The sequence below is a fragment of the Burkholderia sp. AU31652 genome (assembly GCF_002223155.1).
GTDB lineage: Bacteria > Pseudomonadota > Gammaproteobacteria > Burkholderiales > Burkholderiaceae > Burkholderia.
Map to the genome: position 1 here is coordinate 118729 of NZ_NKFG01000001.1, position 25024 is coordinate 143752.

The 25024-nt window shown below is 68.8% G+C and carries 21 protein-coding genes; 13 read left to right on the forward strand and 8 right to left on the reverse strand.

Annotated elements, in window-relative coordinates:
* Window positions 1-7 precede the first annotated feature (7 nt).
* Window positions 8-1438: an FAD-binding oxidoreductase gene (locus CFB40_RS00570; RefSeq protein ID WP_089430415.1), complete on the forward strand. Its 1431-nt coding sequence runs from the start codon at window positions 8-10 to the stop codon at window positions 1436-1438.
* A gap of 45 nt (window positions 1439-1483) precedes the next feature.
* Here CFB40_RS00570 and CFB40_RS00575 read toward each other — a convergent pair whose 3' ends face one another.
* Entirely contained in the window at window positions 1484-2056 is a 573-nt protein-coding gene (locus CFB40_RS00575; RefSeq protein WP_089424169.1) for a PadR family transcriptional regulator, read from the reverse strand.
* Window positions 2057-2124: 68 nt separating this feature from the next.
* The gene (gene cadR, locus CFB40_RS00580) at window positions 2125-2556 is read right to left on the reverse strand and encodes a Cd(II)/Pb(II)-responsive transcriptional regulator (RefSeq protein WP_011350541.1); all 432 of its coding nucleotides are present in this window, start codon (window positions 2554-2556) and stop codon (window positions 2125-2127) included.
* 80 nt (window positions 2557-2636) lie between these two features.
* Between cadR and CFB40_RS00585 the strand changes: the two genes are divergently transcribed.
* Both CFB40_RS00585 and CFB40_RS00590 read left to right on the forward strand, forming a co-directional pair.
* Window positions 2637-5252: a heavy metal translocating P-type ATPase gene (locus tag CFB40_RS00585; protein WP_089430416.1), complete on the forward strand. Its 2616-nt coding sequence runs from the start codon at window positions 2637-2639 to the stop codon at window positions 5250-5252.
* 10 nt (window positions 5253-5262) lie between these two features.
* Window positions 5263-5634, forward strand: a complete 372-nt coding sequence (locus tag CFB40_RS00590; protein WP_089430417.1) for a zinc ribbon domain-containing protein — start codon at window positions 5263-5265, stop codon at window positions 5632-5634.
* Window positions 5635-5719: 85 nt separating this feature from the next.
* Here CFB40_RS00590 and CFB40_RS00595 read toward each other — a convergent pair whose 3' ends face one another.
* Window positions 5720-6598 carry an AraC family transcriptional regulator gene (locus tag CFB40_RS00595; protein WP_089424172.1) on the reverse strand — a complete coding sequence of 293 codons (879 nt, stop codon included), beginning with the start codon at window positions 6596-6598 and terminating at the stop codon, window positions 5720-5722.
* A gap of 277 nt (window positions 6599-6875) precedes the next feature.
* Here CFB40_RS00595 and CFB40_RS00600 point away from each other — a divergent pair, with 277 nt between their 5' ends.
* The 4 genes from CFB40_RS00600 to eutC all read left to right on the forward strand — a co-directional run bounded on the left by CFB40_RS00600 (window position 6876) and on the right by eutC (window position 12354).
* Window positions 6876-8339, forward strand: coding sequence for a mechanosensitive ion channel (locus CFB40_RS00600; protein ID WP_089424173.1), 1464 nt, complete (start codon window positions 6876-6878; stop codon window positions 8337-8339).
* Between the two features lie 324 nt (window positions 8340-8663).
* Window positions 8664-10076: an ethanolamine permease gene (eat, locus tag CFB40_RS00605; RefSeq protein WP_089430418.1), complete on the forward strand. Its 1413-nt coding sequence runs from the start codon at window positions 8664-8666 to the stop codon at window positions 10074-10076.
* 89 nt (window positions 10077-10165) lie between these two features.
* Window positions 10166-11563 carry an ethanolamine ammonia-lyase subunit EutB gene (locus tag CFB40_RS00610; RefSeq protein ID WP_089424174.1) on the forward strand — a complete coding sequence of 466 codons (1398 nt, stop codon included), beginning with the start codon at window positions 10166-10168 and terminating at the stop codon, window positions 11561-11563.
* Window positions 11560-12354: an ethanolamine ammonia-lyase subunit EutC gene (gene eutC, locus CFB40_RS00615; RefSeq protein WP_089430419.1), complete on the forward strand. Its 795-nt coding sequence runs from the start codon at window positions 11560-11562 to the stop codon at window positions 12352-12354. The genes CFB40_RS00610 and eutC overlap by 4 nt, the downstream gene beginning before the upstream one ends.
* Before the next feature lie 63 nt (window positions 12355-12417).
* Here the strand turns inward: eutC and CFB40_RS00620 are convergent, their stop codons facing one another.
* On the reverse strand, window positions 12418-13302 hold the full coding sequence (locus CFB40_RS00620; RefSeq protein ID WP_089424176.1) for a LysR family transcriptional regulator: 885 nt from the start codon (window positions 13300-13302) through the stop codon (window positions 12418-12420).
* A gap of 155 nt (window positions 13303-13457) precedes the next feature.
* Here CFB40_RS00620 and CFB40_RS00625 point away from each other — a divergent pair, with 155 nt between their 5' ends.
* The gene (locus tag CFB40_RS00625; RefSeq protein ID WP_089430420.1) at window positions 13458-15071 is read left to right on the forward strand and encodes an MFS transporter; all 1614 of its coding nucleotides are present in this window, start codon (window positions 13458-13460) and stop codon (window positions 15069-15071) included.
* Between the two features lie 112 nt (window positions 15072-15183).
* On the opposite strand, the gene CFB40_RS00630 is transcribed toward CFB40_RS00625, so the two are convergent.
* The gene (locus CFB40_RS00630) at window positions 15184-15612 is read right to left on the reverse strand and encodes a pyridoxamine 5'-phosphate oxidase family protein (RefSeq protein WP_089424178.1); all 429 of its coding nucleotides are present in this window, start codon (window positions 15610-15612) and stop codon (window positions 15184-15186) included.
* 322 nt (window positions 15613-15934) lie between these two features.
* On the opposite strand from CFB40_RS00630, the gene exaC reads away from it, so the two are divergent.
* The 3 genes from exaC to CFB40_RS00645 all read left to right on the forward strand — a co-directional run bounded on the left by exaC (window position 15935) and on the right by CFB40_RS00645 (window position 19585).
* The gene (gene exaC / locus CFB40_RS00635; protein ID WP_089424179.1) at window positions 15935-17461 is read left to right on the forward strand and encodes an acetaldehyde dehydrogenase ExaC; all 1527 of its coding nucleotides are present in this window, start codon (window positions 15935-15937) and stop codon (window positions 17459-17461) included.
* A gap of 318 nt (window positions 17462-17779) precedes the next feature.
* Window positions 17780-18334 carry a hypothetical protein gene (locus CFB40_RS00640; RefSeq protein ID WP_089430421.1) on the forward strand — a complete coding sequence of 185 codons (555 nt, stop codon included), beginning with the start codon at window positions 17780-17782 and terminating at the stop codon, window positions 18332-18334.
* Between the two features lie 216 nt (window positions 18335-18550).
* Window positions 18551-19585, forward strand: a complete 1035-nt coding sequence (locus CFB40_RS00645; protein ID WP_089430422.1) for a helix-turn-helix domain-containing protein — start codon at window positions 18551-18553, stop codon at window positions 19583-19585.
* Between the two features lie 152 nt (window positions 19586-19737).
* On the opposite strand, the gene CFB40_RS00655 is transcribed toward CFB40_RS00645, so the two are convergent.
* Window positions 19738-20823, reverse strand: a complete 1086-nt coding sequence (locus tag CFB40_RS00655; protein ID WP_089430485.1) for a glycosyltransferase family 9 protein — start codon at window positions 20821-20823, stop codon at window positions 19738-19740.
* 7 nt (window positions 20824-20830) lie between these two features.
* Window positions 20831-22534 (reverse strand): thiamine pyrophosphate-binding protein, encoded by a 1704-nt coding sequence (locus tag CFB40_RS00660; protein ID WP_089430423.1) that lies wholly within the window; start codon window positions 22532-22534, stop codon window positions 20831-20833.
* A gap of 326 nt (window positions 22535-22860) precedes the next feature.
* Between CFB40_RS00660 and CFB40_RS00665 the strand changes: the two genes are divergently transcribed.
* Together CFB40_RS00665 and CFB40_RS00670 are read left to right on the forward strand one after the other, a co-directional pair.
* Window positions 22861-23322: an antitoxin PaaA2 family protein gene (locus tag CFB40_RS00665; RefSeq protein ID WP_089430424.1), complete on the forward strand. Its 462-nt coding sequence runs from the start codon at window positions 22861-22863 to the stop codon at window positions 23320-23322.
* Window positions 23319-23603: a type II toxin-antitoxin system RelE/ParE family toxin gene (locus CFB40_RS00670; protein ID WP_089430425.1), complete on the forward strand. Its 285-nt coding sequence runs from the start codon at window positions 23319-23321 to the stop codon at window positions 23601-23603. The genes CFB40_RS00665 and CFB40_RS00670 overlap by 4 nt, the downstream gene beginning before the upstream one ends.
* A gap of 10 nt (window positions 23604-23613) precedes the next feature.
* Here CFB40_RS00670 and CFB40_RS00675 read toward each other — a convergent pair whose 3' ends face one another.
* Window positions 23614-25002, reverse strand: a complete 1389-nt coding sequence (locus CFB40_RS00675) for an L-serine ammonia-lyase (RefSeq protein ID WP_089430426.1) — start codon at window positions 25000-25002, stop codon at window positions 23614-23616.
* Window positions 25003-25024: the final 22 nt, after the last annotated feature.

Below are 25024 nucleotides of genomic sequence, written 5' to 3' on the forward strand. Positions count from 1 at the left end.
GCGCGCGATGCAGAACCGGAACACGGCCGCCGCGGGTGGCGAACAGGGCGGCGCATCGTTGCCGGGTGATGCGGTCGAAGCCGTGCTCGTCGCCGAACTGGGCGATGCGCTCGTCACGCGCTCGGCGGACATCGATCCGCGTTACTTCACCGCGTACAACGAGCCGGCCGGCGTGCGGCCGCGCGCGCTGGTGCGACCGCGCAGTGTCGACGACGTGTCGCGCACGCTCGCGCTGTGCGCGCGGCTCGGCCAGCCGGTCGTGCCGCAGGGCGGTTTGACGGGACTCGCGCGCGGCGCGGTCGCGCTCGGCGGCGAGGTGGTGCTGTCGATGGAGCGCTTCGCGGGCATCGAGGCGCTCGACGCGGCCGCCGGCACGATGACGGTACACGCCGGAACGCCGCTGCAGACGGTGCAGGAAGCTGCGGAAGCGGCGGGTTTCACGTTCGGCGTCGATCTCGGCGCACGCGGCTCATGCCAGATCGGCGGCATGCTCGCGACCAACGCGGGCGGCACGCGCGCGATCCGCTACGGGATGATGCGCGAGCAGGTGCTCGGGCTCGAGGCGGTGCTCGCGGACGGCACGGTCGTGTCGTCGATGAACCGGATGCTGAAGAACAATGCGGGCTACGACCTCAAGCAGCTGTTCATCGGCAGCGAAGGGACGCTCGGCGTCGTCACGCGCGCGGTGCTGCGGCTGCATCCGCTGCTGGCCGCGCCGGCCACGGCGCTTTGCTGCGTGCGCGACTACGACGCGGTGGTCGCGCTGTGGAACCGCGTGCGCATGTTGCCGGAGGTCGTCAGTTTCGAGGCGATGTGGCCGGCGTTCTACGACTACGTCGCGCGTCATACGCCGGGTGTTTCGGCGCCGTTCGTCGGCGACGACGGCTTCGCGATCCTGATCGAATGCGCGACGAGCGCGCCGGGCGGCGATGCGCACCAGGCGCTGGAAACCGGCCTCGCGGCGGGGTTCGATGCAGGGCTCGTGGAGGATGCGGTGCTCGCGACGTCGGAGCGGCAGGCGCGCGACTTGTGGACGCTGCGCGAAGGACTCGCGATCGACGCGCTGCCGCAACTCGTCAACTTCGACGTGAGCCTGCCGACGGGCGAACTCGGCGCGTTCGCCGAGCGCTGCGAGGCGGCGTTGCGGGCGCGCTGGCCGGACGTCACGTGCCTGTTCTTCGGTCATGTCGGCGACGGCAACGTGCATATCGGCGTGTCGCTGGCCGGGATGACCGACACGGACCTCGATGCGCTCGATCATTGCGTGTACGCGGTGGTGCGGGACATGGGCGGCTCGGTGTCGGCCGAGCACGGGATCGGCGTGCTCAAGCGCCCCTATCTCGCGCATACGCGCAGCGACGCGGAAATCGGATTGATGCGACGCCTGAAGGCCGCGCTGGATCCGCTCGGCATCCTGAATCCCGGCAAGGTGCTTTGATCGGGGCGACGCACGTTGCCGGCGCGAATCGGCCTGCGTGACGCGTCAGCCGTCCACCCAACGCAGCGCACCGATCTTCAGGTGCTCGACGACGCTGCGCGCCCAGTCGAGTTCGGCATTGAGCAGGACGAGCGCATGCTCGTTCTGCAGCAGGAACAGGCGCGGCACCTGGTCGGCCTGCGCAGTGGCGCGCAGCGTTTCGAGGCGTTCGCGCTCCGCGTCGAGCCGTGTGATCCGAAGCTCGAGCTGGTGGCGGGCGTCTTCGGCATCGAGCAGCGGCAGGAACGCGAGACCGGCGCCGAACGCCGGGAATTCACGCGCGGGTTCCGCGAGCAGCGCATGCAGCCACGCCTGCCCCGCCGTGTGGCCGGCCTCGGTCAGCGCATACAGCGTGCGCTCCGGAAACGCGCCGTCGCGCTCGGTGTCATGCACGGCGATCAGCCCGTCGCGCAGCAGCCGGTCGATCGTCTGGTAGAGGCTGGTGCGCTGGCGCACGTTGACGACTTCGTCGTATCCGCGTGCCTTCAGTTGCTGCAGCATCCCGTAGGGATGCATCGGCGTTTCGGTGAGCGTCGCGAGGACGGCCAGCGCGAGCGGGGACGGGCGACTGGTGGACATGAATAGTTATTCAATATCTAGTAAGAATATAACTATTCTCAACCAGACTATCATATTTCACAAGGGTTTCAGCCGAGGTGCGAGCGCTTCGCGGCCGGGGCGACGGTTTCCATCGTCGCGAGACCGTGCACGATGCCGCAATCTTCGACCGAATGCTCGCCGACGCACTGGCGGCGCAATTCGGTGAGCTGGTCGCGTAGATGTGTAAGTTCCGCGAGGCGCGCATCGACGTGCCCGATGTGCTCGTCGAGCAGTGAGTTGATCGAATCGCAAGGATCGGCCGGCGTGTCGGTGAGCTGCAGCAGCGCGCGGATTTCGTCGTGCGCCATGTCGAGCGCGCGGCAGTTGCGGATGAAGCGCAGCCGTTCGACGTGCACGTCGGTGTAGTTGCGGTAGTTCGAGTCGGTGCGCTCCGCATCCGGCATCAGACCCTCTTTCTCGTAGAAACGGATCGTCTCGGGTGTGCAGCGGGCCGCTTTGGCCAGTTCGCCGATCTTCATACCTTTCTCCCGTGCAAGGGTTGACCTTGTAGTGGCTTCAGGGTGTTAACTCTACACCGTTAGCCATTGAGGAGGTTGTCATGACCGACGCCCAGCGTACCCACGACCCACGACACCGTCATGCCGGCGGCGCCGCCCCGTGCTGCGCCGACGCGCACGATACGGATACGGCCACCGTCGCCGATGCGGCGCCGGTGGCCGGCGAGCACGCGCACGGTGAGGTCGCTGCAGCGCGCGGCGCGCAGCCGCATGCGCGCAGCCACGATCTTGAACATGATCACGGGCACGCGGGTCGTGAAGAGGGTCACGTCCACGGCGCCGGTTGCAGCCACGGCAGCGGCGAGGAACATGACCACGACCACGGTCCTGAGCATGCACACGAGCACGGCGACGGGCATGTCCATGGCGCCGCCTGTGCACACGGCAGCGCCGCGCACGACCATGCCGGTCACGACCACGACCACGACCACGACCACGACCACGCGGCCGGCGATTGCTGCGCGCCCGCCGCGCTGACGCTCGCGCCGCTGCCGGTCGCGCAGGCGACCGCGTCGGGTCACGTGCGCTCCGCATTCCGGATCATGCAAATGGACTGCCCGACCGAGGAAACGCTGATCCGCAAGAAGCTCGGCGGGATGAGCGAAGTGTCGGCGCTCGAATTCAACCTGATGCAGCGGATGCTGACGGTCGAGCACGTGCCGGACGCCCAGCCGGCGATCGAAAGCGCGATCCGCTCGCTCGGGATGACGCCCGAGGCGGCAGCGCCCGGCGCACCGGCCGCGCGCGTCGCTGACGCACCCCCGAAGCCGTGGTGGCCGCTGGCGCTCGCCGGTGTCGCCGCGATCGCGTCCGAAGGCGCGACCTGGGCAGGCCTGCCCGTGTGGCTCGCGGCGGCGCTTGCGCTCGCGGCGGTGCTCGCGTGCGGGCTCACCACGTACAAGAAGGGCTGGATCGCGATCCGCAACGGCAACCTGAACATCAACGCGCTGATGAGCATCGCGGTGACGGGGGCGATGGCGATCGGTCAGTGGCCGGAAGCCGCGATGGTGATGGTGCTCTTCACGATCGCCGAGCTGATCGAAGCGAAGTCGCTCGACCGGGCACGCAATGCGATCCAGGGCCTGATGCAGCTCGCGCCGGACACCGCGACCGTGCAGGACGCCGACGGGTCGTGGCGCACGATCGAGGCCGCGCAGGTGGCACTCGGCGCAGTCGTGCGCGTGAAGCCGGGCGAGCGGATCGGGCTGGACGGCGAAGTCGTCGCGGGCCGCTCGACGGTGAACCAGGCGCCGATCACCGGCGAGAGCCTGCCCGTCGAAAAGACGACCGGCGACGCCGTGTACGCGGGCACGATCAACGAATCGGGTTCGTTCGACTATCGCGTGACGGCCGTCGCGGCCAACTCGACGCTCGCGCGGATCATCCACGCAGTTGAAGAAGCGCAAGGCGCGAAGGCGCCGACGCAGCGCTTCGTCGACCAGTTCGCACGCGTCTACACGCCGATCGTGTTCGCGGTCGCGCTGCTGGTCGCAGTGGCGCCGCCGCTCGTGATGGGCGGTGCGTGGCACGACTGGATCTACCGCGCGCTGGTGCTGCTCGTGATCGCATGCCCGTGCGCACTGGTGATCTCGACGCCGGTGACGATCGTGTCGGGGCTCGCGGCCGCCGCACGACGCGGGATTCTCGTGAAGGGCGGCGTGTACCTGGAAGAAGGGCGCAAGCTCGCGTGGCTCGCGCTCGACAAGACCGGCACGATCACGCACGGCAAGCCGGTGCAGACCGACTTCGACCTGCACGCGACCGACGCCGACGAGGCACGCGTGCGGCACCTCGGCGCGAGCCTCGCGGCGCGCTCCGATCACCCGGTGTCGCAGGCGATCGCAACGGCTGCCCGCGACGGCGGCACGACGGCATTCGCCGATGTACAGGACTTCGAAGCGATCGTCGGGCGCGGCGTGCGCGGCACGATCGACGGCACGCGCTACTGGCTCGGCAACCACCGGCTCGTCGAGGAACTCGAGCGCTGCTCGACGGCCCTCGAAGCGAAGCTCGATGCGCTCGAGCGGCAGGGCAAGAGCGTCGTGGTGCTGGTCGACGAAGCGCGTGTGCTCGGCATCTTCGCGGTGGCCGACACGATCAAGGAGACGAGCCGTGAAGCGATCGCGGATCTGCATGCGCTCGGCATCCGCACCGCGATGCTGACCGGCGACAACCCGCATACCGCGCAGGCGATCGCGCAGCAGGCCGGCATCGACGACGCACGCGGCAACCAGTTGCCGGAAGACAAGCTCGCGGCGGTCGAGGAGCTGTCGGCCGGCGGCGCGGGCGCGGTCGGGATGGTCGGCGACGGGATCAACGACGCGCCGGCGCTCGCGCGCGCCGACATCGGCTTCGCGATGGGCGCGATGGGCACCGACACGGCGATCGAGACGGCCGACGTCGCGCTGATGGACGACGACCTGCGCAAGATCCCCGCGTTCGTGCGGCTGTCGCGTGCGACGCATCGTGTACTGGTGCAGAACATCGGCTTCGCGCTCGGCGTGAAGATCGTGTTCCTCGGCCTCACGGTCGCGGGGCTCGGCACGATGTGGATGGCGGTCTTCGCCGACGCGGGCGCAAGCCTGATCGTCGTGGCCAACGGTTTGCGGCTGCTGTCGTCCTCTGGGGCGTTTGGCGGCGCGCAGGCCAAGCGTTGAGGAGCGGGCGATGAGTTTTCTGAAACGAATCCTGGTCGGCCATGGCGGTGGCCATGGCGGCGGGCACGGCAACAATAGCGGCCACGGTGGCGGGCATCACGGCGGGCAGCGCCGGGACGGGCACGGCGGCCACGATGCGCGCGGCCGCGATCGCCACGGCTGGGGCTGGCAGGCGCCGGCCGACAGTCGAAGCGGGCAGGCCGGCGGCAACGTGCCGCTGACTCAGCTCGCCTGTGCGGGCTGCGGCGCACTCAATGCGGCGGATGCGCGCTTCTGCGCGCAGTGCGGTGCCGCGCAACGCGGCAAGTCCTGCAGCCGCTGCCACTCGGCGCTGGCGGACGACGCGCGGTTTTGCCCCGGGTGCGGGACGCAGGCTGCGTAAGCCGGTTGGTCCGCGCATTCGCGCCGGCGGTGTGTGAACGCCAGCCGGCGCGCTTCGTTTCAGGGCCGCCGCGCAGGCCGTTCGATCAGCGCAGCGGCAGGTAGATCTCGGTGCGCAGGTCGGCCGGCGCGGCATCCATCGGCGTATTGAGGTACAGCTCGAACGGCGGCGCGTCGGCGGCTTCACGGCCCGAGTGACGCAGCCAGTCGCCGTAGAGCCACTGGTAGGCCGTCTTCAGGTCTGCATACGGCCCCGTATGCAGCAGCACCGCGTATTCGCCGCCCGCGACCGTCGCACGCTCCACCGGCGGCGCGGGTTCGATGTCAGGCGCACCGTCGGCCGGCATGAAGCACGCTTTTGCGCGCAACTGCGCTTCGGGCGTCGTGTCCGGATCGTCGTAAAAAATCCCGATCATCTTCGCGCCCGGGCCGATCAGCCCACGCGGACCGGCCCACGCACCGATCCGGGCGAACGCGTCGCCGACCTTCAAGTACGACCCGGTGTGCGCCACCGCATAGCCGTGTAATTCCGGTAGCCGCCGAATCTCGACTTCATGCTTGAACATGTCTGCTTCTCCTCGCTGTAACGGATAGATGGGCCGGTGGCTGCCCGTGCGACGGTGCTGCACGGGCGGCACGCCGTAGGCGTCGCGAAACGCCCGCGCGAACGCATGCGTCGAACCGTAGCCCGCGCGCCGCGCGATTTCGTCGATCGGCCGCGCCGTGCACACGAGATCCTCGGACGCGCGCACGATCCGCATCCGCCGCACCGTCAGCACGATCGACTCGCCATACAGCGCGCGATAGACACGCTGCCAGTGATACGGCGACAGGCACGCAACTTCGGCGAGCCGGTTCAGGTCGAGCGGGCCGTCGAGGTGTGCGCGGATGTACTCGTGCACGCGCGCCACGCTCGCCGCATAGCGAAGCCAGGCGGGCGGGTCGGGTTTCGTTTCGATGGTCATCGGCGTGTCAGGGCAGGAACCGACGTCACGGTAGCACGGCCCGATTTGATAAATCTTGCGGAAATGCGTAGGAGGCCAACGAGTCGAGCCCCATTTTATTTTGGCGAAATGGGGTCTTGCCCCCCTGCGATCTATGACTAAAGTTAAAGACGGTGAAATCGGGTGATCGCGTCATTTTTCTCGGGTAAGTTGCTCCGTCGGGGCAGCACGTTTTTCGAAGTACGCAGGTAGTTCGTCGATGTTCAATCGCAACACCACGTTTTCGGGAGAAGAAGAAATGGATGCTTCCAGCTTCATCACGTCGCTGCAGACCACGCTAGGGGGGTATCTGCCAAAGATCGCCGGCGCGATCGGCATCCTGGTGATCGGCTGGCTGATCGCCGTCGTCGTGCGGGCCGGCGCGATGCGCCTGCTCAGTGCGCTGAAGGTCGATCAGCGGATCAACGAAAGCACCGGCCAGGGCGCCTGCGTCGAGCGCATCATCGCGGGCGGCCTGTTCTGGCTCGTGCTGCTCGTCACCGCGGTGGGCATCTTCAACGTGCTCAACCTGTATGCGGTCTCCAACCCGTTCTCGCTGCTCGTCACCCACATCGTCAACTACCTGCCGAACCTGATCGGCGGCGCGGCGCTGACGCTGATCGCGTGGCTCATCGCGTCGCTGCTGCGCAGCCTCGCGAACCGCGCGCTGAAGGCGAGCAAGATCGACGACAAGCTGTCCGAAGGCGCCGGCATGCAGCCGATGACCGGCTATCTCGGCGACGTGCTGTTCTGGCTCGTGATCCTGATGTTCCTGCCGGCGATCCTCGCGTCGTTCGCGCTGTCGGGGCTGCTGTCGCCGGTGCAGGGGATGGTCGACAAGCTGCTCGCGATCGTGCCGAACATTTTCGCGGCCGCGGTGATCGGCATCGTCGGCTGGATCGTCGCGCGCGTGCTGCGCGGCCTCGTGACGAACCTGCTCGTCGCCGCCGGCGCCGACCGCCTCACGCAGCGCCTCGACAGCCCGACGCCCGTGCGCGTGTCGAGCCTGATCGGCACGATCGTCTACGTGTTCGTGTTCGTGCCGACACTGATCTCCGCGCTCGACGCGCTGAAGATCGACGCGATCTCGGTGCCGGCCACCAACATGCTGAACCAGTTCCTCGGCGCGGTGCCGGACATCGTCGCGGCGATCGTGATCGTGCTCGTGACGTTCTACTTCGCGCGCTTCGTCGCGTCGCTCGCGCAGAAGCTGCTGGAGGCCGCGGGCGCCGACGGGCTGCCGGCCGTGCTCGGCGTCGAGCGCGTGTTCTCGGGGATCCTGCAGCCGTCGGTGCTGGTCGCGCGGCTGATCGTGTTCTTCGCGATGCTGTTCGCGTCGGTCGAAGCCGCGAACCGGCTCGGCTTCTCGCAGGTGCGCGACGTCGTCACGCTGTTCATCGAATTCGGCGGCCACGTGCTGATGGGCGGCGTGATCCTCGTGATCGGTGTGTGGCTCGCGGGCCTCGCGCGCCGCGTGATCGAGCAGGCCGACCGCGAGCACAGCGTGCTGTTCGCGCGCATCGCGCAGTTCGCGATCCTGGGCCTCGTGTTCGCGATGGGGCTGCGCGCGATGGGCATCGCGAACGAGATCGTCCAGCTCGCCTTTGGCCTCGTGCTCGGCGCGATCGCGGTGGCGGTGGCGCTGTCGTTCGGCCTCGGCGGCCGCGAAGCGGCCGGCAAGCTGCTCGACCGCTGGTTCAACCAGCGCGGCGGCGGCCAGTAACGCCACCGTCGCGCCTCTGTCCGGCCGCGCTGCATGGCCGGACGGCGCTGCGGCCGCGTATGTATCCGGTCGGGCGGGAACGCCACGCGACAGCGTCCGCTCGGGCGGCGCCGCCAGCGCCCGGCTGTCGGCGTTCGGCGAAGGCTGTCGCTGTGCCGCCTGCGGCGTGTCGGCTTCGTCACGCGTTCCGTGTCGGCATTTCCGCAAGCGAAATGTCAGCCGCGATCTTTGCCGAATTTCGATAACACGTCGTTTAATGACTCTCTAGCATCGATTCTCAGTCGCGCAGGCCGGCAGGCACGGCGCCTTTGAGGAGAGAGTCCGATGAAAGCAGAGTCGAATGGCCGGCCCGCCGCCGGCGCCAAGTCGTCCGGCCAGCCCGCGCTGCAGCAGACGCTCGGGACCTGGCAACTGTGGGGCATCGCGGTCGGCCTCGTGATTTCCGGCGAGTACTTCGGCTGGAGCTACGGCTGGGCGAGCGCCGGCACGCTGGGCTTCGTCGTCACCGCGCTGTTCGTCGCGGCGATGTACACCACCTTCATTTTCAGTTTCACCGAGCTGACGACGTCGATCCCGCATGCGGGCGGCCCGTTCGCGTATGCGCGCCGGGCGTTCGGCCCGACCGGCGGCTATCTCGCCGGTGCGGCGACACTCGTCGAGTTCGTGTTTGCACCGCCCGCGATCGCACTCGCGATCGGCGCGTACCTGCACGTGCAGTTCCCCGGCCTCGAGCCCAAGCATGCGGCAATGGGCGCGTATCTCGTGTTCATGGCGCTGAACATCGTCGGCGTGCAGATCGCGGCGACCTTCGAGCTGGTCGTCACGCTGCTCGCGATCTTCGAGCTGCTGGTGTTCATGGGCGTCGTGTCGCCGGGCTTCGCGTGGAGCAACTTCATGAAAGGCGGCTGGTCGGGCGCCGATCATTTCAGCGTGGGCGCGTTCCACGGGATGTTCGCGGCGATCCCGTTCGCGATCTGGTTCTTCCTCGCGATCGAAGGCGTCGCGATGGCCGCCGAGGAAGCGAAGAACCCGAAGCGCTCGATCCCGATCGCGTACGTGGCCGGGATCCTGACCCTCGTTGCACTGGCGATCGGCGTGATGGTGTTCGCCGGCGGCGCGGGCGACTGGACCAAGCTCGCGAACATCAACGATCCGCTGCCGCAGGCCATGAAGTACATCGTCGGCGCGAACAGCGGCTGGATGCACATGCTCGTGTGGCTCGGGTTGTTCGGGCTGGTCGCGTCGTTCCACGGGATCATCCTCGGCTATTCGCGCCAGATCTTCGCGCTGGCCCGCGAAGGCTACCTGCCGGAATGGCTCGGGAAGGTGCATCCGCGCTTCAAGACGCCCCATCGCGCGATTCTCGCGGGCGGCGTGGTCGGCATCGCGGCGATCTACAGCGACGAGCTGATCCAGTTCGGCGGGCAGACGCTGACCGCGAATATCGTGACGATGTCGGTATTCGGTGCGATCGTGATGTATATCGTGAGCATGGCGTCGCTGTTCAAGCTGCGCCGCTCGCAGCCGAACATGGCGCGGCCGTTCCGCGCGCCGCTGTACCCGATCTTCCCGGCGTTCGCGATCCTGGCCGCGCTCGTCTGTCTCGGTACGATGGTGTACTTCAACGGGCTGGTCGCGCTGGTGTTCCTCGGCTTCCTCGCGTTCGGCTACGCGTACTTCCTCGCGACGCGTTCGCAGCGTGCGAGTGCGCCGGGCGACGTGCTGCTGGAGGAGTGAGCAGGTGCAGGTGAACGGCCGTTCCTGACGGCATCCGGCGCGCCCCGTCGAACGGGCGCGCCGTCGGCTTTTGGCAAGGAGATTCGCAGATGTCCTATACGGAGACGATCGGTTCGCGCACGTACCGTTTCGCGGACCTGAAGACGCTGCTCGCGAAGGCGAGCCCGCTGCGTTCCGGCGACCAGCTCGCCGGTGTCGCGGCGGCGAGCGAGGAGGAGCGCGTCGCCGCGAAGATCGCGCTCGCGGGCGTGCCGCTGAAGGCATTCCTGAACGAAGCGGTGATCCCGTATGAAGACGACGAGGTCACGCGCCTCATCGTCGACGATCACGATGCGGCGGCCTTCGCGGAAATCTCGCACCTCACCGTCGGCGAGTTTCGCAACTGGCTGCTGTCGCCGGCCGCCGACGGCGCGGCGCTCGAACGGGTCGCGCCGGGCCTCACGCCCGAGATGGTCGCGGCGGTGTCGAAGCTGATGCGCAACCAGGACCTGATCGCGGCGGCGCGGAAGCGCCGCGTGGTCACGCGCTTTCGCAACACGGTCGGGCTGCCGGGCCGGATGTCGGTGCGGCTGCAGCCGAACCACCCGACCGACGACGTGAAGGGCATCGCCGCCTCGATGCTCGACGGGCTGATGTACGGCTGCGGCGACGCGATGATCGGCATCAACCCGGCCACCGACAGCCTCGCGGCGATCGTGAAGCTGCTCGCGATGATCGACGGCTTCCGCGAACGCTACGGCGTGCCGACGCAGTCGTGCGTGCTCACGCACGTGACCAACACGATCGCGGCGGTCGAGAAGGGCGCGCCGGTCGATCTCGTGTTCCAGTCGATCGCGGGCACCGAGAAGGCGAACGCGAGCTTCGGGATCTCGCTCGCGCTGCTCGGCGAGGCGCGCGAGGCCGCGTTGTCGCTCAAGCGCGGCACCGTCGGCAACAACCTGATGTACTTCGAGACGGGGCAAGGCAGTGCGCTGTCGGCGAACGCGCATTTCGGCGTCGATCAGCAGACCTGCGAAGTGCGCGCGTATGCGGTGGCGCGCAAGTTCGAGCCGTTCCTCGTGAACACGGTGGTCGGCTTCATCGGGCCGGAATACCTGTACGACGGCAAGCAGATCATCCGTGCGGGGCTCGAGGATCACTTCTGCGGGAAGCTGCTCGGCGTGCCGATGGGCTGCGACATCTGCTACACGAACCACGCGGAAGCCGACTCGGACGACATGGATACGCTGCTGACGCTGCTCGGTGCGGCCGGCATCAACTTCATCATGGGAATTCCGGGCGCGGACGACGTGATGCTGAACTACCAGAGCACGTCGTTCCACGACCAGCTGTACGTGCGCGAGGTGCTCGGCCTGCGCCGCGCGCCGGAATTCGAGGAGTGGCTGGAGACGATGGAGATCGCCGACGCGCACGGTGCGTTGCGCGCGGCGACGTCGCGCGTGCCGCTGCTCGCGGGCGCGAACGACTGGATGGGGATTTCGGCATGAGCGACGCCGTCGAAAAGAACCCGTGGGCGCAGCTGAAGTCGTTCACCAACGCGCGGATCGCGCTCGGCCGCGCCGGCAACAGCCTGCCGACCGCGCCGCTGCTTGCGTTCAACCTGTCGCATGCGCAGGCGCGCGACGCGGTGCACCAGCCGCTCGACGCGGACGCGCTGCGGCGCGAGCTCGACGCGGCCGGCTTCGCGACGCTCGGCGTGCAGAGTGCCGCGCCCGATCGCCAGCATTACCTGCGCCGGCCCGACCTCGGCCGCAAGCTGTCGGATGACGGGCGCGCGCTGCTGGCGGCGCACGGCGACGCGGTGACGGGCGACGGGCCCGACGTCGTGTTCGTGGTCGGCGACGGGCTGTCGGCGTTTGCAGCCGCGAAGCAGGCGCTGCCGTTGCTGCAGGCCGTGCGGCCGCGGCTCGATGCCGATGGCTGGCGGATCGGCCCGGTGGTTGTCGCGACGCAGGCGCGCGTCGCGCTCGGCGACGAGATCGGCGAATTGCTGCGCGCGAAGGTGGTCGCGATGCTGATCGGCGAACGGCCGGGGCTCAGCTCGCCGGACAGCCTCGGCGTGTACCTGACGTGGGCGCCGAAGGTCGGCTGCCACGACGCATTGCGCAACTGCATCTCGAACGTGCGGCCTGAAGGGCTGCCGTACGCGGGGGCCGCGCACAAGCTGCATTACCTGATGACGCACGCGCGACGGCTCGGGCTGACGGGCGTCGGGTTGAAGGACGACAGTGATGCGTTGCTGCCGAAGGCGGAGGCGGAGCGGATCGGGGCGGACTGAAAAGGGCCATGCGCTGGCCGCCGCGTGGTGGTGTTCGAGCCGTTCGAGCGGCCTGACGGGCGGCTATCTGAACAGCCGCTCGCACAGAAAATCGACGAACACGCGCAGCTTCGGTGACAACTGCCGGCTCGACGGCCACACGATCGAGAATTGCCCCGGCGCGATCCGGTAGTCGTCGAGCACGGTGACGAGTGCGCCCTGCTCAAGCGCATCGCGCGCGAGGAAGTCGGGCATGTAGCCGATGCCGAGCCCTGCGAGCACGGTACCGCGCAATGCCTCCATGTTGTTGCAGGTCAGCGCGGTGCGCAGCTTCAGCGGCGTGCCGTCGTCGGCCGCGAGCGCCCAGTCCTGCAGCTTGCCGGTGGTCGGGAAGCAGTAGCGCACGCATTCGTGCGCTTCGAGATCGCGCGGCGTGCGCGGCGTGCCGGCCTGCGCGAGATACGCGGGCGTCGCGCACAGCACGAACGCGAACGGGCCGAGCCGCCGCGACATCAGGCTCGAATCCGACAGCGGGCCGCTGCGGATCACCGCGTCGAAGCCGCCTTCGACGACATCCACCATCCGGTCGTTGAAATCGAGATCGAGCTCGACGTCCGGGTAGCGCTGCCGGAATTCGGGCAGCACCGGCAGCAGGAAGCGGTAGCCGATCACCGGCAGGCTCACGCGCAGCTTGCCGCGCGGGCGCTGCGCGGAGGCCGTCACGGTCGCTTCCGCGTCGCGGAAATCCTCGAGGATCCGCTGGCAGCGTTCATAGAAGTGCCGCCCTTCTTCGGTGAGCGTGACGCGCCGCGTCGTGCGGTTGAACAGGCGCACGCCGAGCGACTGCTCGAGTTTCGCGATCGTCTTGCCGACCGCCGACGCCGAGATGCCGAGCGCGCGGCCGGCCGCGACGAAGCTCAAGGCTTCGGCGGTGCGGACGAAGGCGACGATGCCGGTGAGGTTTTCCATCGAATCGAAGGACGTGCGGCGACGCACGCGAGCGGGTCAATTGCGGAATTTTAGTCCGTTATATACGGAGCTTTGCGTGGTTTTTCGCCGATTGAATCGGATTTATCTTCTGTCGCTCTGACGGCGCATCCGCGCCGGCTTTTCGAGGAGCGATGATGGATCACCCTTTTTCAGCCGCTTCGGACCCGTCGGCACGCCGGCGCGCATGGGTGCTGGCCGCCGTCTGCCTGGCCGCCGTCGCGCTGCCGCTGTCGTTTTCGGGCGGCGCCGTCGCGACGCCCGCGATCGGCCGCGACCTGCACGGCGGGACGGTCGCGATGAACTGGATCACCAACGCGTTCATGCTCGCGTTCGGCAGTTTCCTGATGGCGGCCGGCGCGCTGGCCGACCAGTTCGGCCGCAAGCGCCTGTTCGCGGTCGGCGTCGGCGGCTTCACGCTGATGTCGGTCGCGCTCGCGTTCGCGCCGTCGATGCTCGCGGTCGACCTGCTGCGCGCCGCGCAAGGGCTCGCGGCGGCCGCGGCGCTCGCGGGCGGCACGGCCGCGCTCGCGCAGGAGTTCGACGGCGCGGCGCGCACGCGCGCATTCAGCCTGCTCGGCACGACCTTCGGCATCGGGCTCGCGTTCGGGCCGGTGCTCGCCGGCGCGCTGATCGGGCATTACGGCTGGCGCGCGATCTTCGTGACGAGCGCGGTGGCCGGCGGGCTGTCGCTCGTATTCGGGCTGCCGCGCATGCACGAGTCGCGCGACCCGCATGCGACGGGGCTCGACTGGCCCGGCACGGCCGCGTTCACCACCGCGCTGACGCTGTTCACGTTCGGCGTGATCGAGGCGCCCGCGCGCGGCTGGTCGAGCCCGCTGGTGATCGCGCTGCTGGCAGGCGCGGCGCTCGGCGCGGGCGCGTTCGTCGCGATCGAGACGCGCGTCGCGCGGCCGATGCTCGATCTGTCGCTGTTCCGGATCGCGCGCTTCGTCGGCGTGCAGGTGCTGCCGGTGTCGACCTGCTGCTGCTACATCGTGCTGCTCGTCGTGCTGCCGCTGCGCTTCATCGGCATCGACGGCTTCAGCGAGATTGACGCCGGCTGGCTGATGCTCGCGATTTCCTCGCCGATGCTGATCGTGCCGTTCATCGCGGCGACGCTCACGCGCTGGCTGTCGGCCGGCGTGATCTCGGGGTTCGGGCTCCTGATCGCGGCGGCCGGGCTCGTGTGGCTGGGCATCGCGCTGCGCGGCGGCGCGGGGGCCGCGGCGATCGCGCCGATGGTGACGATCGGCGTCGGCGCCGGGATGCCGTGGGGGCTGATGGACGGGCTGTCGGTGAGCGTCGTGCCGAAGGAGCGCGCGGGGATGGCGACGGGGATCTTCAGCACGACGCGGGTGGCCGGCGAGGGGATCGCGCTCGCGATCGTGGGTGCGGTGCTGGCTGGGCTCGCGCGGACGGGGCTGACGCAGGCGGCGGGTGCCGCCGGCACGCCCGACGCGACGCTGCGTGCGGCGGCGCGGCTCGCGACCGGTGATCTTGCGGGTGCGGCGGTTGCGCTGCCGGGTGTCGGGCATGCGGCGCTGCTCGCGAGTTACACGCATGCGTTCGATCGGTTGTTGATCGGGCTGGCGGTCGTGACGGTGCTGTGTGCGGGGGTGGTGTTTGCGTTTCTTGGTGGGCGACCGGCGGCTACCGAAACGGGCGACGATACCGACGAGCACGCGCATGCCGACGTGCCGGTGCGCAACCGGATCGAACCGGCTTGTGCGGAGACGCACGCGCGTTGAGCCACGCGTCGTCGCGCACGGGCGGCTCCGGCCACGGCGGCCGGAGCGTCGTCCTATTTCGTCATCGATTTCGTCATCGCCGCATTCGCACGCTGACGATCCGCCTTGCCCCTCAAGCCAGCACCAGCGGCGGCAGCGTCGCATCCGCCCGTGCCTGGGCATGCGCCACTTCAACCACCACATAGCGCCGCGCATCGGGCCACAGATGCGCACGGCTTCCTGCCTCCTCGTCGATCGTCGCATGGCCCTGCACGAGCCAGGTCGTCTGCCGCACGAAGTCGACGAACAGCAGCGCGATGGCCGGATTCACCAGCAGGTTGCCGATCGTGTTGAACAGGTGGTTGCCCGCGAAGTCGGGCAGCACGAGCGTGCGGCGGTCGGGCAGGTCGACGAGCGGCTCGAACGAGCCGTCCGCGCGCGGCTGGCGGCCGCGGTACGAGCAGTCGCTGTTGCCGGCCGCGTCGGCGGTCGCGACGATCAGGAACGCCTGCTCGCGGATGAACGCGATGGCGTCGTCGGTCAGGGGGCCGCGGTCGTTCATGGTGTGGTTCGGCGCACATGCCGTTGCGTAGGAATGCACAGGGCGCACGCAAGCGACATGCCACGCGGCGCGGCCTGCCTCCGCGCGCAGCTGCGCTCGCGCACTGTTGAAATTTCGAACACCGCCCCGGCGCGCTGCGCAACCATGCTGTTCAGAATCGGCACACCCGCCATGCTGCGTCGGTGAACACGGCACGGTGCGCACGCGGGCCGGCCGCGGTTGCCGTGCTTCGGTCCTGTTTGGCACGCATGTTGCGTAAACGAGTGCAGCGCAATTCCAACCGGCGCTGTACTCACACAAGCACGATGAACAGGAGACATGTATGAACCCGTTTGACCTGAAGCAACTGGGCCTCGACGTCGAATACCCGTACCGTCAGCAATACGACAACTACATCGGCGGCAAGTGGGTTCCGCCGGTGAAAGGTGAGTACTTCGAGAACGTATCGCCGATCAACGGCCAGCCGTTCTGTCGCATCCCGCGCTCGGGCGCCGACGACATCGAGCTCGCGCTCGACGCCGCGCATGCCGCACGCCGCAAGTGGGGCAAGACGTCGGTTGCCGAGCGCGCGAACCTGCTGCTCGCCGCCGCCGACCGGATGGAAAAGAACCTGAAGCTGCTGGCCGTGGCCGAGACCATCGACAACGGCAAGCCGCTGCGCGAGACGATGGCGGCCGACCTGCCGCTCGCGATCGACCACTTCCGCTATTTCGCGGGCTGCATCCGCGCGCAGGAAGGCGGCATCTCCGAAATCGACGACAACACCGTCGCGTACCACTTCCACGAGCCGCTCGGCGTCGTCGGCCAGATCATCCCGTGGAACTTCCCGCTGCTGATGGCCGCATGGAAGCTCGCGCCGGCGCTCGCGGCCGGCTGCTGCGTGGTGATGAAGCCGGCCGAGCAGACGCCCGCGTCGGTGCTGGTGCTGATGGAGCTGATCGGCGACCTGTTCCCGGCCGGCACGATCAACATCGTGAACGGCTTCGGCAAGGAAGCGGGCGAAGCGCTCGCGACCAGCAAGCGCATCGCGAAGATCGCGTTCACCGGCTCGACGCCGGTCGGCAAGCACATCCTGCGCGCGGCGGCCGACAGCCTGATCCCGTCGACGGTCGAACTGGGCGGCAAGAGCCCGAACATCTTCTTCGCCGACGTGCTCGACCAGGACGACGCGTTCCTCGACAAGGCGCTCGAAGGGCTCGCGATGTTCGCGCTGAACCAGGGCGAAGTGTGCACGTGCCCGTCGCGGATCCTGATCCAGGAATCGATCTACGAGAAGTTCATCGAGAAGGCGGTCGCGCGGGTCGAGCGCATCAAGGCCGGCCATCCGCTCGACCTGCAGACGATGATCGGCGCGCAGGCTTCGCAGCAGCAGCTCGACAAGATCCTGTCGTACATCGACATCGGTCGCGGCGAAGGCGCGCAATGCCTGACCGGCGGCGAGCGCACGGCGCCGGCGGCGGAGCTCGGCACGGGCTATTACGTGAAGCCGACGATGCTGCTCGGCAACAACAAGATGCGCGTGTTCCAGGAAGAGATCTTCGGGCCGGTCGCGTCGGTGATGACGTTCAAGGACGAGCAGGACGCGATCGAACTCGCGAACGACACGTTCTACGGGCTCGGCGCGGGCGTGTGGACGCGCAACGGCACGCGCGCGTACCGGATGGGCCGCGAGGTCGAAGCCGGCCGCGTGTGGACCAACTGCTACCACCTGTATCCCGCGCATGCGGCGTTCGGGGGCTACAAGCAGTCGGGGATCGGCCGCGAGACGCACAAGATGGCGCTGTCGAATTACCAGCAGACGAAGTGCCTGCTGGTGAGCTACCAGGCCGAGGCGCTCGGGTTCTTCTGATCCGAGTGTGGGCGTCCTGGCCGGCCGGCGGCGCGGTATGCGTCGGCCGGTCGGGGCGCCGTCTCGAGCGGTAAAGCTTCGGATACCGGAGGGTCGTCGAACGCGTGTCGCGCCGGGCGGCGGTGGCTGCCTGGCCGACGACCGGTGCGCGGATGCGTGCCGCGCGGCCGACCGGCGATCCGGAGATTGACCGTTTCCGCCCGTTCGCATTTGCAATCTGGTTCCGGCCGCGCATTGTCGCGGTCTTCGCCGGAAACGATACCGATGGTCGTTTGCTCGCGGCGGCAAGTCGAGCCGGCGCACCGGACGTAAAACTCCATGTCAGAACCGCCCCGATCCTATCCGCGCCATCCCGTGTTCCACGCCGGTGAACTCGACGCGCATCACCGCTTCGGCGTCGCCGACGAGGCCGAGCGGATGAGCGACGTCGTGACGACGCGGCTGAGCATGGGCGTGCGTCAGTTCATCGAGACGCAGCCATTCATGTTCGTCGGCACGGCGTGCGGCGGGCAGGCGGGCGTGAGCTGCGACATCGTGCAGAGCCGGCGCGACGCGAACGGCGACCTGCTGCCGGTCGTGCGCGTGATCGATACGAAGACGCTGCGCTTCGTGTTGCCGGTGTACGGCGAGAGCGACGGTGGCCGGATTGACGCGGCGCGGTGTAACGGCAGCGGCGTCGGGTTGCTGTTCGTCGACTTCGTGCGCGGTATCCGTTACCGGATCAACGGGCGCGCGACGCTGCGGACGGATCTGTCCGAGGCGGACGCGGCGCCGTGGCCGGCCGGCAGCGCGATCGTCGAGTTGGCGGTCGCGCAGGCGTACGGCAATTGCGGCACGCGCGTCGTGCGGTTGCGGCCCGCGAACGGTGGCTAGCCGGCCGTCGCGCATTGCCGGGCGCGCGGCGCGTACCGGATGCGCCGGCGCGGCGCGTGCCGCACCGACGGGGTGCGTGCGACAAGGCGTTCGGGCATGCCCGCATGGCGCGTCCGTGCCGCGCAGCGTCGAATGACGGACTTTGCGCGGGGCGCGCGCTGTTCGGCACGGGACTTGCGTGGCAGGTGCGGTTCCGGGCAGGTGAGGGAGGACACGATGGACCAATACGTGGCGTGCAGCGAAGAACCGACGGCCGAAGACACCCGGCGCAACGCGCAGGGCGACGACGCGCTGGCCGGGCAGGCGGTCGTCAGCGTCGCGCATGACGCCGACGAGCAGGCGCGCAACCTGATCGGCTGGCGGCAGACCTACGACCAGCTCGCGGCCGGCCGATTCGTCGGCACATTGACCGAGCTGCCGCTCGACACGATGAAGCTGTTTCGCGAATCGACGAGCCACCTGCTGCGCCAGGCGTGTGAGGTGCGCGGCGATGCGTACTGGTTCGGCATTCCGCTCGTGAGCGACGGCACCGCGCGCGTCGATGCGTGCCGCATCGGGCCGGGTGCGCTCGCGTTCCGGCCCGGCAACGTCGAATTCGAACTGGTGACGCCCGCGCAGTTCTCGATCTACGGTGTCGTCGTGCGCGGCGACGTGCTGCGCCGCTACGCGGAAGAGGTCGAGCACTGTGCGCTCGACGAGCGGCTGTTCACGCAGCGCGTGATGCAGGTTGGCGATGCGCGGCTCGCGCGCCTGTGCGCGCTGCTCGGCCGACGGCTCGACGGCGCGATGGCGATGGCCGGCCCGCTGGCCGATGCGCAGCGCGACGACCTGCAGGGCGAGGTGCTGGCCGCGCTGTTCGACGCGTGCGCGCAGCCGGCCGACGACGATTCGGGCCGTGCGCCGTCGATGCGCCGCTGGATCGTCGAACAGGCGCGCGACTACGTGCTCGCCCACCGCACGCGCCCGGTCGGCGTACCCGAGCTGTGCGAGCAGTTGCACGTGAGCCGGCGCACGCTGCAGTACTGCTTCCAGGACGTGCTCGGCATGGCGCCCGCCACCTATCTGCGCACGCTGCGGCTGAACGGCGCGCGGCGTGACTTGTGCGGCCGCGCGGCCGGCTCGGTGCAGGACGTGGCGGAGGCGTGGGGCTTCTGGCATCTCAGCCAGTTCGCGACGGATTACCGGCGGCTGTTCGGCAAGCGGCCGTCGGAGACGCTGCGCGAGCGCGCGGTGATGGTGGCGGTGGGGTGAGCGCGGGGTGGTAGTCGAAGTGGTTTTGGTTTAGACGCCGCCTTCGGCACCTGCTCAGGTTCAGGCACCGGCTCAGGCTCAGGCTCAGGCTCAGGCTCAGGCTCAGGCGGCGACGCTTTCGGCCTCGCAACTGGCCGCCGCACCTTGTGTCCCTATTCGGCCGTAGCCGCCGTTTCGCGCGGCGCGGGCCACGCCAGCGCATCCCAGTCGATCGCGCGATAGGCGGCCTCGACCGCCACGAGATCGGCCGGCCGTTCGCTGCGATGCATCCCGCGCAATTCAGCGGGCACGTCGAGCGCGACCGGCACGCAATGCGGATAGTCGCGCACGCGCAGCGTCGGCCCGATCGTCGTGAAGCACGCGAGCGTCGGCACGTCGAAACCGTCGGCGAGATGGAGCGCTGCCGTGTCGGGCGCGAACAGCACGCTGGCACCCTTGATCCATGCCATGAACCGGGCCGTACCGTCGGCCGCATCGGCGCTCACGTCGACATAGGCGGGATGCGCGACGGGCCAGAACCCGGCTACCGGCAACCCGTAGCGCTGCACGAGCTGCTCGACGATCGTCGCCTGCAGTGCCGGCGGCACGCTGCGCAACGCGGTGCTCGCGGTCGCGCAGAACAGCACGTACGGGCGTTGCCATTGCGCAGGCAACGCAGGCAGCGGCAACTGCGCGAGCCAGCGGTTGCGCTTGGCCGACGCCGGCACCGACGCGGGCTCCACGCCGAGCGCGTCGAGGAAGAAATCGATCATCGGCAGCCGCGCGAACGCGGGCCAGTACAGGTGATTGCCGACGTCGATGCGCGGCGCGTCCGCCGGCAGCGCGCCGGCGGGGTACGGCAGTGCGCGCGACGGCGCGACGCTGTCGGCCGCGAGCGCATACAGCGCCTCGACATAACCCGGCGCGCAGGCCGGTCGATACAGCGTGAAGTGCAGGCCCGGGTGCGCGGCGCGCAACGCGGCGAGTGCCGTGAGCCCGATCACCGAATCGCCGAGCGTGACACCCATCCCGTTGATCACGTGTACGTGCCGTGCACGGTCGTAGTCGAGCCGGAACGGCCGGTGCGCGGCGTGCAGCAGGCCGCGTCGGGGCGCGGCAGGCACGTGGCCGACGGCACGCGCACCGCCGTGCTCCAGATCGTAAGGCGCGACGAGCGTGCCGTCCGGCGCGAGCAGCGTGCCGGGGTACGTGAGTGCGGCGTCGTGCGACAGCGCGACGGCGTGCGGCGCGGCGTGCATGTCCCCGTCACCCACCGCGTGCGCGGCGGCCCTGTTCGCGGATCTGTTCGAGTGTCGCGGCCGGCGTGCTGGCGTCCTGCGGGATGCGGATCTCGATCAGCGCGGGCAGCCCGCAGGTCAGTGCGCGCCCGAGCGCGGGCGCGAAATCGGCGGTGCGCTCGACGGTCTCGCCATGTGCGCCGAACGCACGCGCATACGCGGCGAAATCGGGATTCGTGAGCCCCGTGCCATGCACGCGCCCCGGGTAGTTACGCTCCTGATGCATGCGGATCGTGCCGAAATGCCCGTTGTTGACGACGATCACGACGATGTTCAGCCCGTACTGCATCGCGGTCGCGAGCTCATTGCCGGCCATCATGAAGCAGCCGTCGCCCGCGAGCGCGACGACGGCGCGCGACGGGTACAGCGACTTCGCGGCAAGCGCGGCCGGCACGCCGTAGCCCATCGCGCCGCTGGTCGGCGCGAGCTGCGAGCGGAAGTGCCGGTACGCGAAGTGGCGATGCAGCCAGATCGCATAGTTGCCGGCGCCGTTGGTGAGGATCGCGTCATGCGGCAGGCGCTCGCGCAGCTGCACCATCACGTCGCCGAGCTGGACGTCGCCGGGCATCGGCAGCGGCGCATGCCATTCGCGATACGCACGATGCGCATCGGCAGCGGTGCCGGCCCACGCCGGGTGCTCGGGCGGCTCGAGCGCGGCGAGCGGCGCGGCGATTTCGGGCATGCCCGACACGATCGGCAGGTCGGCCGCATACACGCGGCCAAGCTCGTCCGCACCTTGATGCACGTGAATCAGCGTCTGGCGCGTCTTCGGGATGTCGAGCAGCGTGTAGCCGCCGGTCGTCGCTTCGCCGAGGCGCGGCCCGATCACGAGCAGCAGGTCGGCGTCGCGGATGCGCTTCGCGAGCGCGGGGTTGATCCCGAGCCCGACGTCGCCCGCGTAGTTCGGGTGCGCGTTGTCGATCGTGTCCTGGTAGCGGAACGCGCAGGCCACCGGCAGCTGCCAGCGCTCGACGAAGGTGCGCAGGTTCGCGCATGCGTCGGGTGTCCAGCCGCTGCCGCCGACGATCGCGAACGGCCGCTCGGCGCGCGCGAGCCGCTCGCGCAGCTCGTCGAGCTGCGCGGCCGACGGCGCGGCCGCGACGCGTTTCGCGGCCGGCACGACCGGCTGCGGCACGCACGCTTCGGACAGCACGTCTTCCGGCAGCGCGAGCACGACCGGGCCGGGGCGCCCGGACGTCGCGACGTGGAACGCATGGCTCAGGTATTCGGGGATACGACGCGGGTCGTCGATCTGCGCGACCCATTTCGCCATCTGGCCGAACATCCGCCGGTAGTCGATTTCCTGGAAGGCTTCGCGGTCGAGGTGCTCGCGTGCGCACTGGCCGACGAAGAGGATCATCGGCGTCGAATCCTGGAACGCGGTGTGCACGCCGATCGACGCATGGGTCGCGCCGGGGCCGCGTGTGACGAACGCGATGCCGGGGCGGCCGGTGAGCTTGCCGACGGCCTCGGCCATGTTCGCGGCGGCCGCCTCGTGGCGGCAGACGACCGTCTGAATGCGCGCGGTGTCGTCCGCCAGCGCATCGAGTACGGCGAGGAAACTCTCGCCCGGCACGCAGAACACGCGTTCGACGTGATTGGCGAGCAACGCATCGACGAGCAGTCGCGCGCCGGTGGTGGCGGGCTGCTCGAGATCCTTGGAATGCGACATGGGCTGCCGTCTCCCTGGGTAGCGGGACGTACAGCTTACGCCCGTTGGCGGGGCGCCGGTACGCCGGCTGCTGAAAAGTGTCGGAACAAGGGGGAATAGATCGGGCGGCCGTGGAGAAGGGAAGGCATGCTGGATCGCTGGTGGTGCGCGATGGCCAAAAGGCCGGCTTGTGGGCGATAGCCCGATGATGGAAAGTTGGGGGCAACAAGGATCCAGCCAAATTTCCGTTTCACCCTCCGCGAATATGTCGCCCAATTAACAATAAAATGGGAACTCATTCAATAGTAAAATTTCCGTCGAAACGACTGACGAAATCAAGGAACGGCATGACAACCGAGACGATCGACCAGAAGACGCTCACCCAGCTCGTCGAAGCGGGCGCCGTACGTGCGGCGCGAGTGGTCGGCTGCGGCAACGGCTGGGCGCTGTCGGCCCGCTGTGGTGCGAACGAACGCTTCCTGTCGGCCAAACGCGGCGATGTGCGCGTGTTCCGTCGCTTTGAAACGCTGGTCGGCTTTTTGCGCGACATCGGCATCAGCCGGTTCGATGTCGATGCGGCCGGCTTCGATCCGGAGGCGCCCGGCCGGACGACCCGGCCCGATCGTGCCGAGGCGCTGAAAGTGGCCCACGAAGCGGCCGCTCACGATCGCTGGTTTCGCGAGCAGGTGCAGCAGGCGCTGGACGACCCGCGCCCCTCGATTCCCGACGCAGAAGTCAGGGCCGGGTTCGAGGCACGTCGCGATGCGCTGCGTCGGAGGATTGCCGGCAAGCAGGGTGATGCTTCTTGACCCTCGTACTGCACTGGCATCCGAAGGCGTACGAGGATCGCGTTGCGATCCTCGACTATATCGGTCATGACAATCCACTGGCCGCGCTGGAACTGGACGAACTGCTGGAGGCAAAGGCCGCGTCGCTGCCGGCGCGCGCGGAGCTGTATCGACTGGGGCGCGTGCCGGACACGCGCGAACTGGTGATCGCGCCGAATTATGTACTGGTGTATCGCATTCGGCCAGCCGACGGCATCGTGGAGATTCTCCGTGTACTGCATGCGCGCCGGCAGTGGCCGTGACGCGCCGCGCTCAGCACTCGACGATATTCACCGCCAGCCCGCCGCGCGACGTTTCCTTGTACTTCGTCTTCATGTCGGCGCCCGTCTCGCGCATCGTCTTGATCACCGAGTCGAGCGACACGTAGTGCGAGCCGTCGCCGCGCAGCGCCATGCGCGCCGCGTTGACCGCCTTCACCGACGCCATCGCGTTGCGCTCGATGCACGGGATCTGCACCATCCCGCCGACCGGGTCGCAGGTGAGGCCGAGGTTGTGTTCCATCCCGATCTCGGCCGCGTTCTCGACCTGCTGCGGCGTGCCGCCGAGTACGGCCGCGAGCGCGCCGGCCGCCATCGAGCACGCCACGCCCACTTCGCCCTGGCAACCGACTTCCGCGCCGGAGATCGACGCATTCAGCTTGTAAAGAATGCCGATCGCGGCGGCCGTCAGCAGGAAGTCGATCACGCCCTGTTCGTTCGCACCGGGCGTGAAGCGCGTGTAGTAGTGCAGCACGGCCGGGATGATGCCGGCCGCGCCGTTGGTCGGCGCGGTGACGACGCGGCCGCCGGCCGCGTTTTCCTCATTGACCGCGATCGCGTACAGGTTGATCCAGTCGATCATCGACAGCGGATCCTGCAGCGCGCGCTCGGGGCTGCCCGTCAGCGTGCGGTACAGCTGCGGCGCGCGGCGCTTGACCTGGAACGGGCCGGGCAGGTTGCCGTCGGCTTCCGGGTTGCCGATCCCGCAGCCGCGCGACACGCACGACTGCATCACGGCCCAGATCTTCAGCAGGCCGTCGCGCGTCTCTTCCTCGGTGTGCCACGCGCGCTCGTTTTCCCACATCAGCTGCGCGATCGACTTGCCGGTCGACTCGGTCAGCGCGAGCAGCTCGGCGCCGGTGCGGAACGGGTGGGTCATCTGCTCGGCCGCGCTCAGCACCTTCGTGTTGGGCGCGCCGGCCGTCACGACGAAGCCGCCGCCGACCGACAGGTAGGTGCGCTCGACCAGCACGTTGCCGCTCGCGTCGGACGCGCGCAGTTTCATCCCGTTCGGGTGCTCGGGCAGCGCCTGACGGTAGAACGCGATGTTCTCCTTCAGCACGAACGGCACCGGATGCGTGCCCAGCAGCGCGAGCTGCTTCGATTGTCGGACGTCTTCCAGCCGCGCGTCGATCGTGTCGGGATCGACGGTGTCGGGCGCATCGCCGAGCAGGCCGAGCATCACGCCGCGATCGGTGCCGTGGCCCTTGCCGGTTGCGCCGAGTGAGCCGTACAGCTCGACCTTCACGTGGGCCGTCGCCGCGAGTTGCCCGTCACGCTCGAGTCCCTGGACGAACATCAGCGCCGCGCGCATCGGCCCGACCGTATGCGAACTGGACGGACCGATGCCGATCTTGAAAAGGTCAAAGACGCTGACTGCCATAGTGATTTCTGCCTTGCTTTAA

Excerpts from the sequence above, each read along its gene's own strand:
- eutC (WP_089430419.1), top strand. The coding sequence starts at position 11,560 with ATGAGCGACGCCGTCGAAAAGAACCCGTGGGCGCAGCTGAAGTCGTTC.
- CFB40_RS00570 (WP_089430415.1), top strand. The coding sequence starts at position 8 with ATGCAGAACCGGAACACGGCCGCCGCGGGTGGCGAACAGGGCGGCGCA.
- CFB40_RS00655 (WP_089430485.1), bottom strand. The coding sequence starts at position 20,823 with ATGCACGCCGCGCCGCACGCCGTCGCGCTGTCGCACGACGCCGCACTC.
- CFB40_RS00610 (WP_089424174.1), top strand. The coding sequence starts at position 10,166 with ATGTCCTATACGGAGACGATCGGTTCGCGCACGTACCGTTTCGCGGAC.
- CFB40_RS00590 (WP_089430417.1), top strand. The coding sequence starts at position 5,263 with ATGAGTTTTCTGAAACGAATCCTGGTCGGCCATGGCGGTGGCCATGGC.
- CFB40_RS00630 (WP_089424178.1), bottom strand. The coding sequence starts at position 15,612 with ATGAACGACCGCGGCCCCCTGACCGACGACGCCATCGCGTTCATCCGC.
- CFB40_RS00600 (WP_089424173.1), top strand. The coding sequence starts at position 6,876 with ATGGATGCTTCCAGCTTCATCACGTCGCTGCAGACCACGCTAGGGGGG.
- eat (WP_089430418.1), top strand. The coding sequence starts at position 8,664 with ATGAAAGCAGAGTCGAATGGCCGGCCCGCCGCCGGCGCCAAGTCGTCC.
- CFB40_RS00665 (WP_089430424.1), top strand. The coding sequence starts at position 22,861 with ATGACAACCGAGACGATCGACCAGAAGACGCTCACCCAGCTCGTCGAA.
- CFB40_RS00625 (WP_089430420.1), top strand. The coding sequence starts at position 13,458 with ATGGATCACCCTTTTTCAGCCGCTTCGGACCCGTCGGCACGCCGGCGC.
- CFB40_RS00675 (WP_089430426.1), bottom strand. The coding sequence starts at position 25,002 with ATGGCAGTCAGCGTCTTTGACCTTTTCAAGATCGGCATCGGTCCGTCC.
- cadR (WP_011350541.1), bottom strand. The coding sequence starts at position 2,556 with ATGAAGATCGGCGAACTGGCCAAAGCGGCCCGCTGCACACCCGAGACG.
- CFB40_RS00640 (WP_089430421.1), top strand. The coding sequence starts at position 17,780 with ATGTCAGAACCGCCCCGATCCTATCCGCGCCATCCCGTGTTCCACGCC.
- exaC (WP_089424179.1), top strand. The coding sequence starts at position 15,935 with ATGAACCCGTTTGACCTGAAGCAACTGGGCCTCGACGTCGAATACCCG.
- CFB40_RS00575 (WP_089424169.1), bottom strand. The coding sequence starts at position 2,056 with ATGTCCACCAGTCGCCCGTCCCCGCTCGCGCTGGCCGTCCTCGCGACG.
- CFB40_RS00620 (WP_089424176.1), bottom strand. The coding sequence starts at position 13,302 with ATGGAAAACCTCACCGGCATCGTCGCCTTCGTCCGCACCGCCGAAGCC.
- CFB40_RS00585 (WP_089430416.1), top strand. The coding sequence starts at position 2,637 with ATGACCGACGCCCAGCGTACCCACGACCCACGACACCGTCATGCCGGC.
- CFB40_RS00595 (WP_089424172.1), bottom strand. The coding sequence starts at position 6,598 with ATGACCATCGAAACGAAACCCGACCCGCCCGCCTGGCTTCGCTATGCG.
- CFB40_RS00660 (WP_089430423.1), bottom strand. The coding sequence starts at position 22,534 with ATGTCGCATTCCAAGGATCTCGAGCAGCCCGCCACCACCGGCGCGCGA.
- CFB40_RS00645 (WP_089430422.1), top strand. The coding sequence starts at position 18,551 with ATGGACCAATACGTGGCGTGCAGCGAAGAACCGACGGCCGAAGACACC.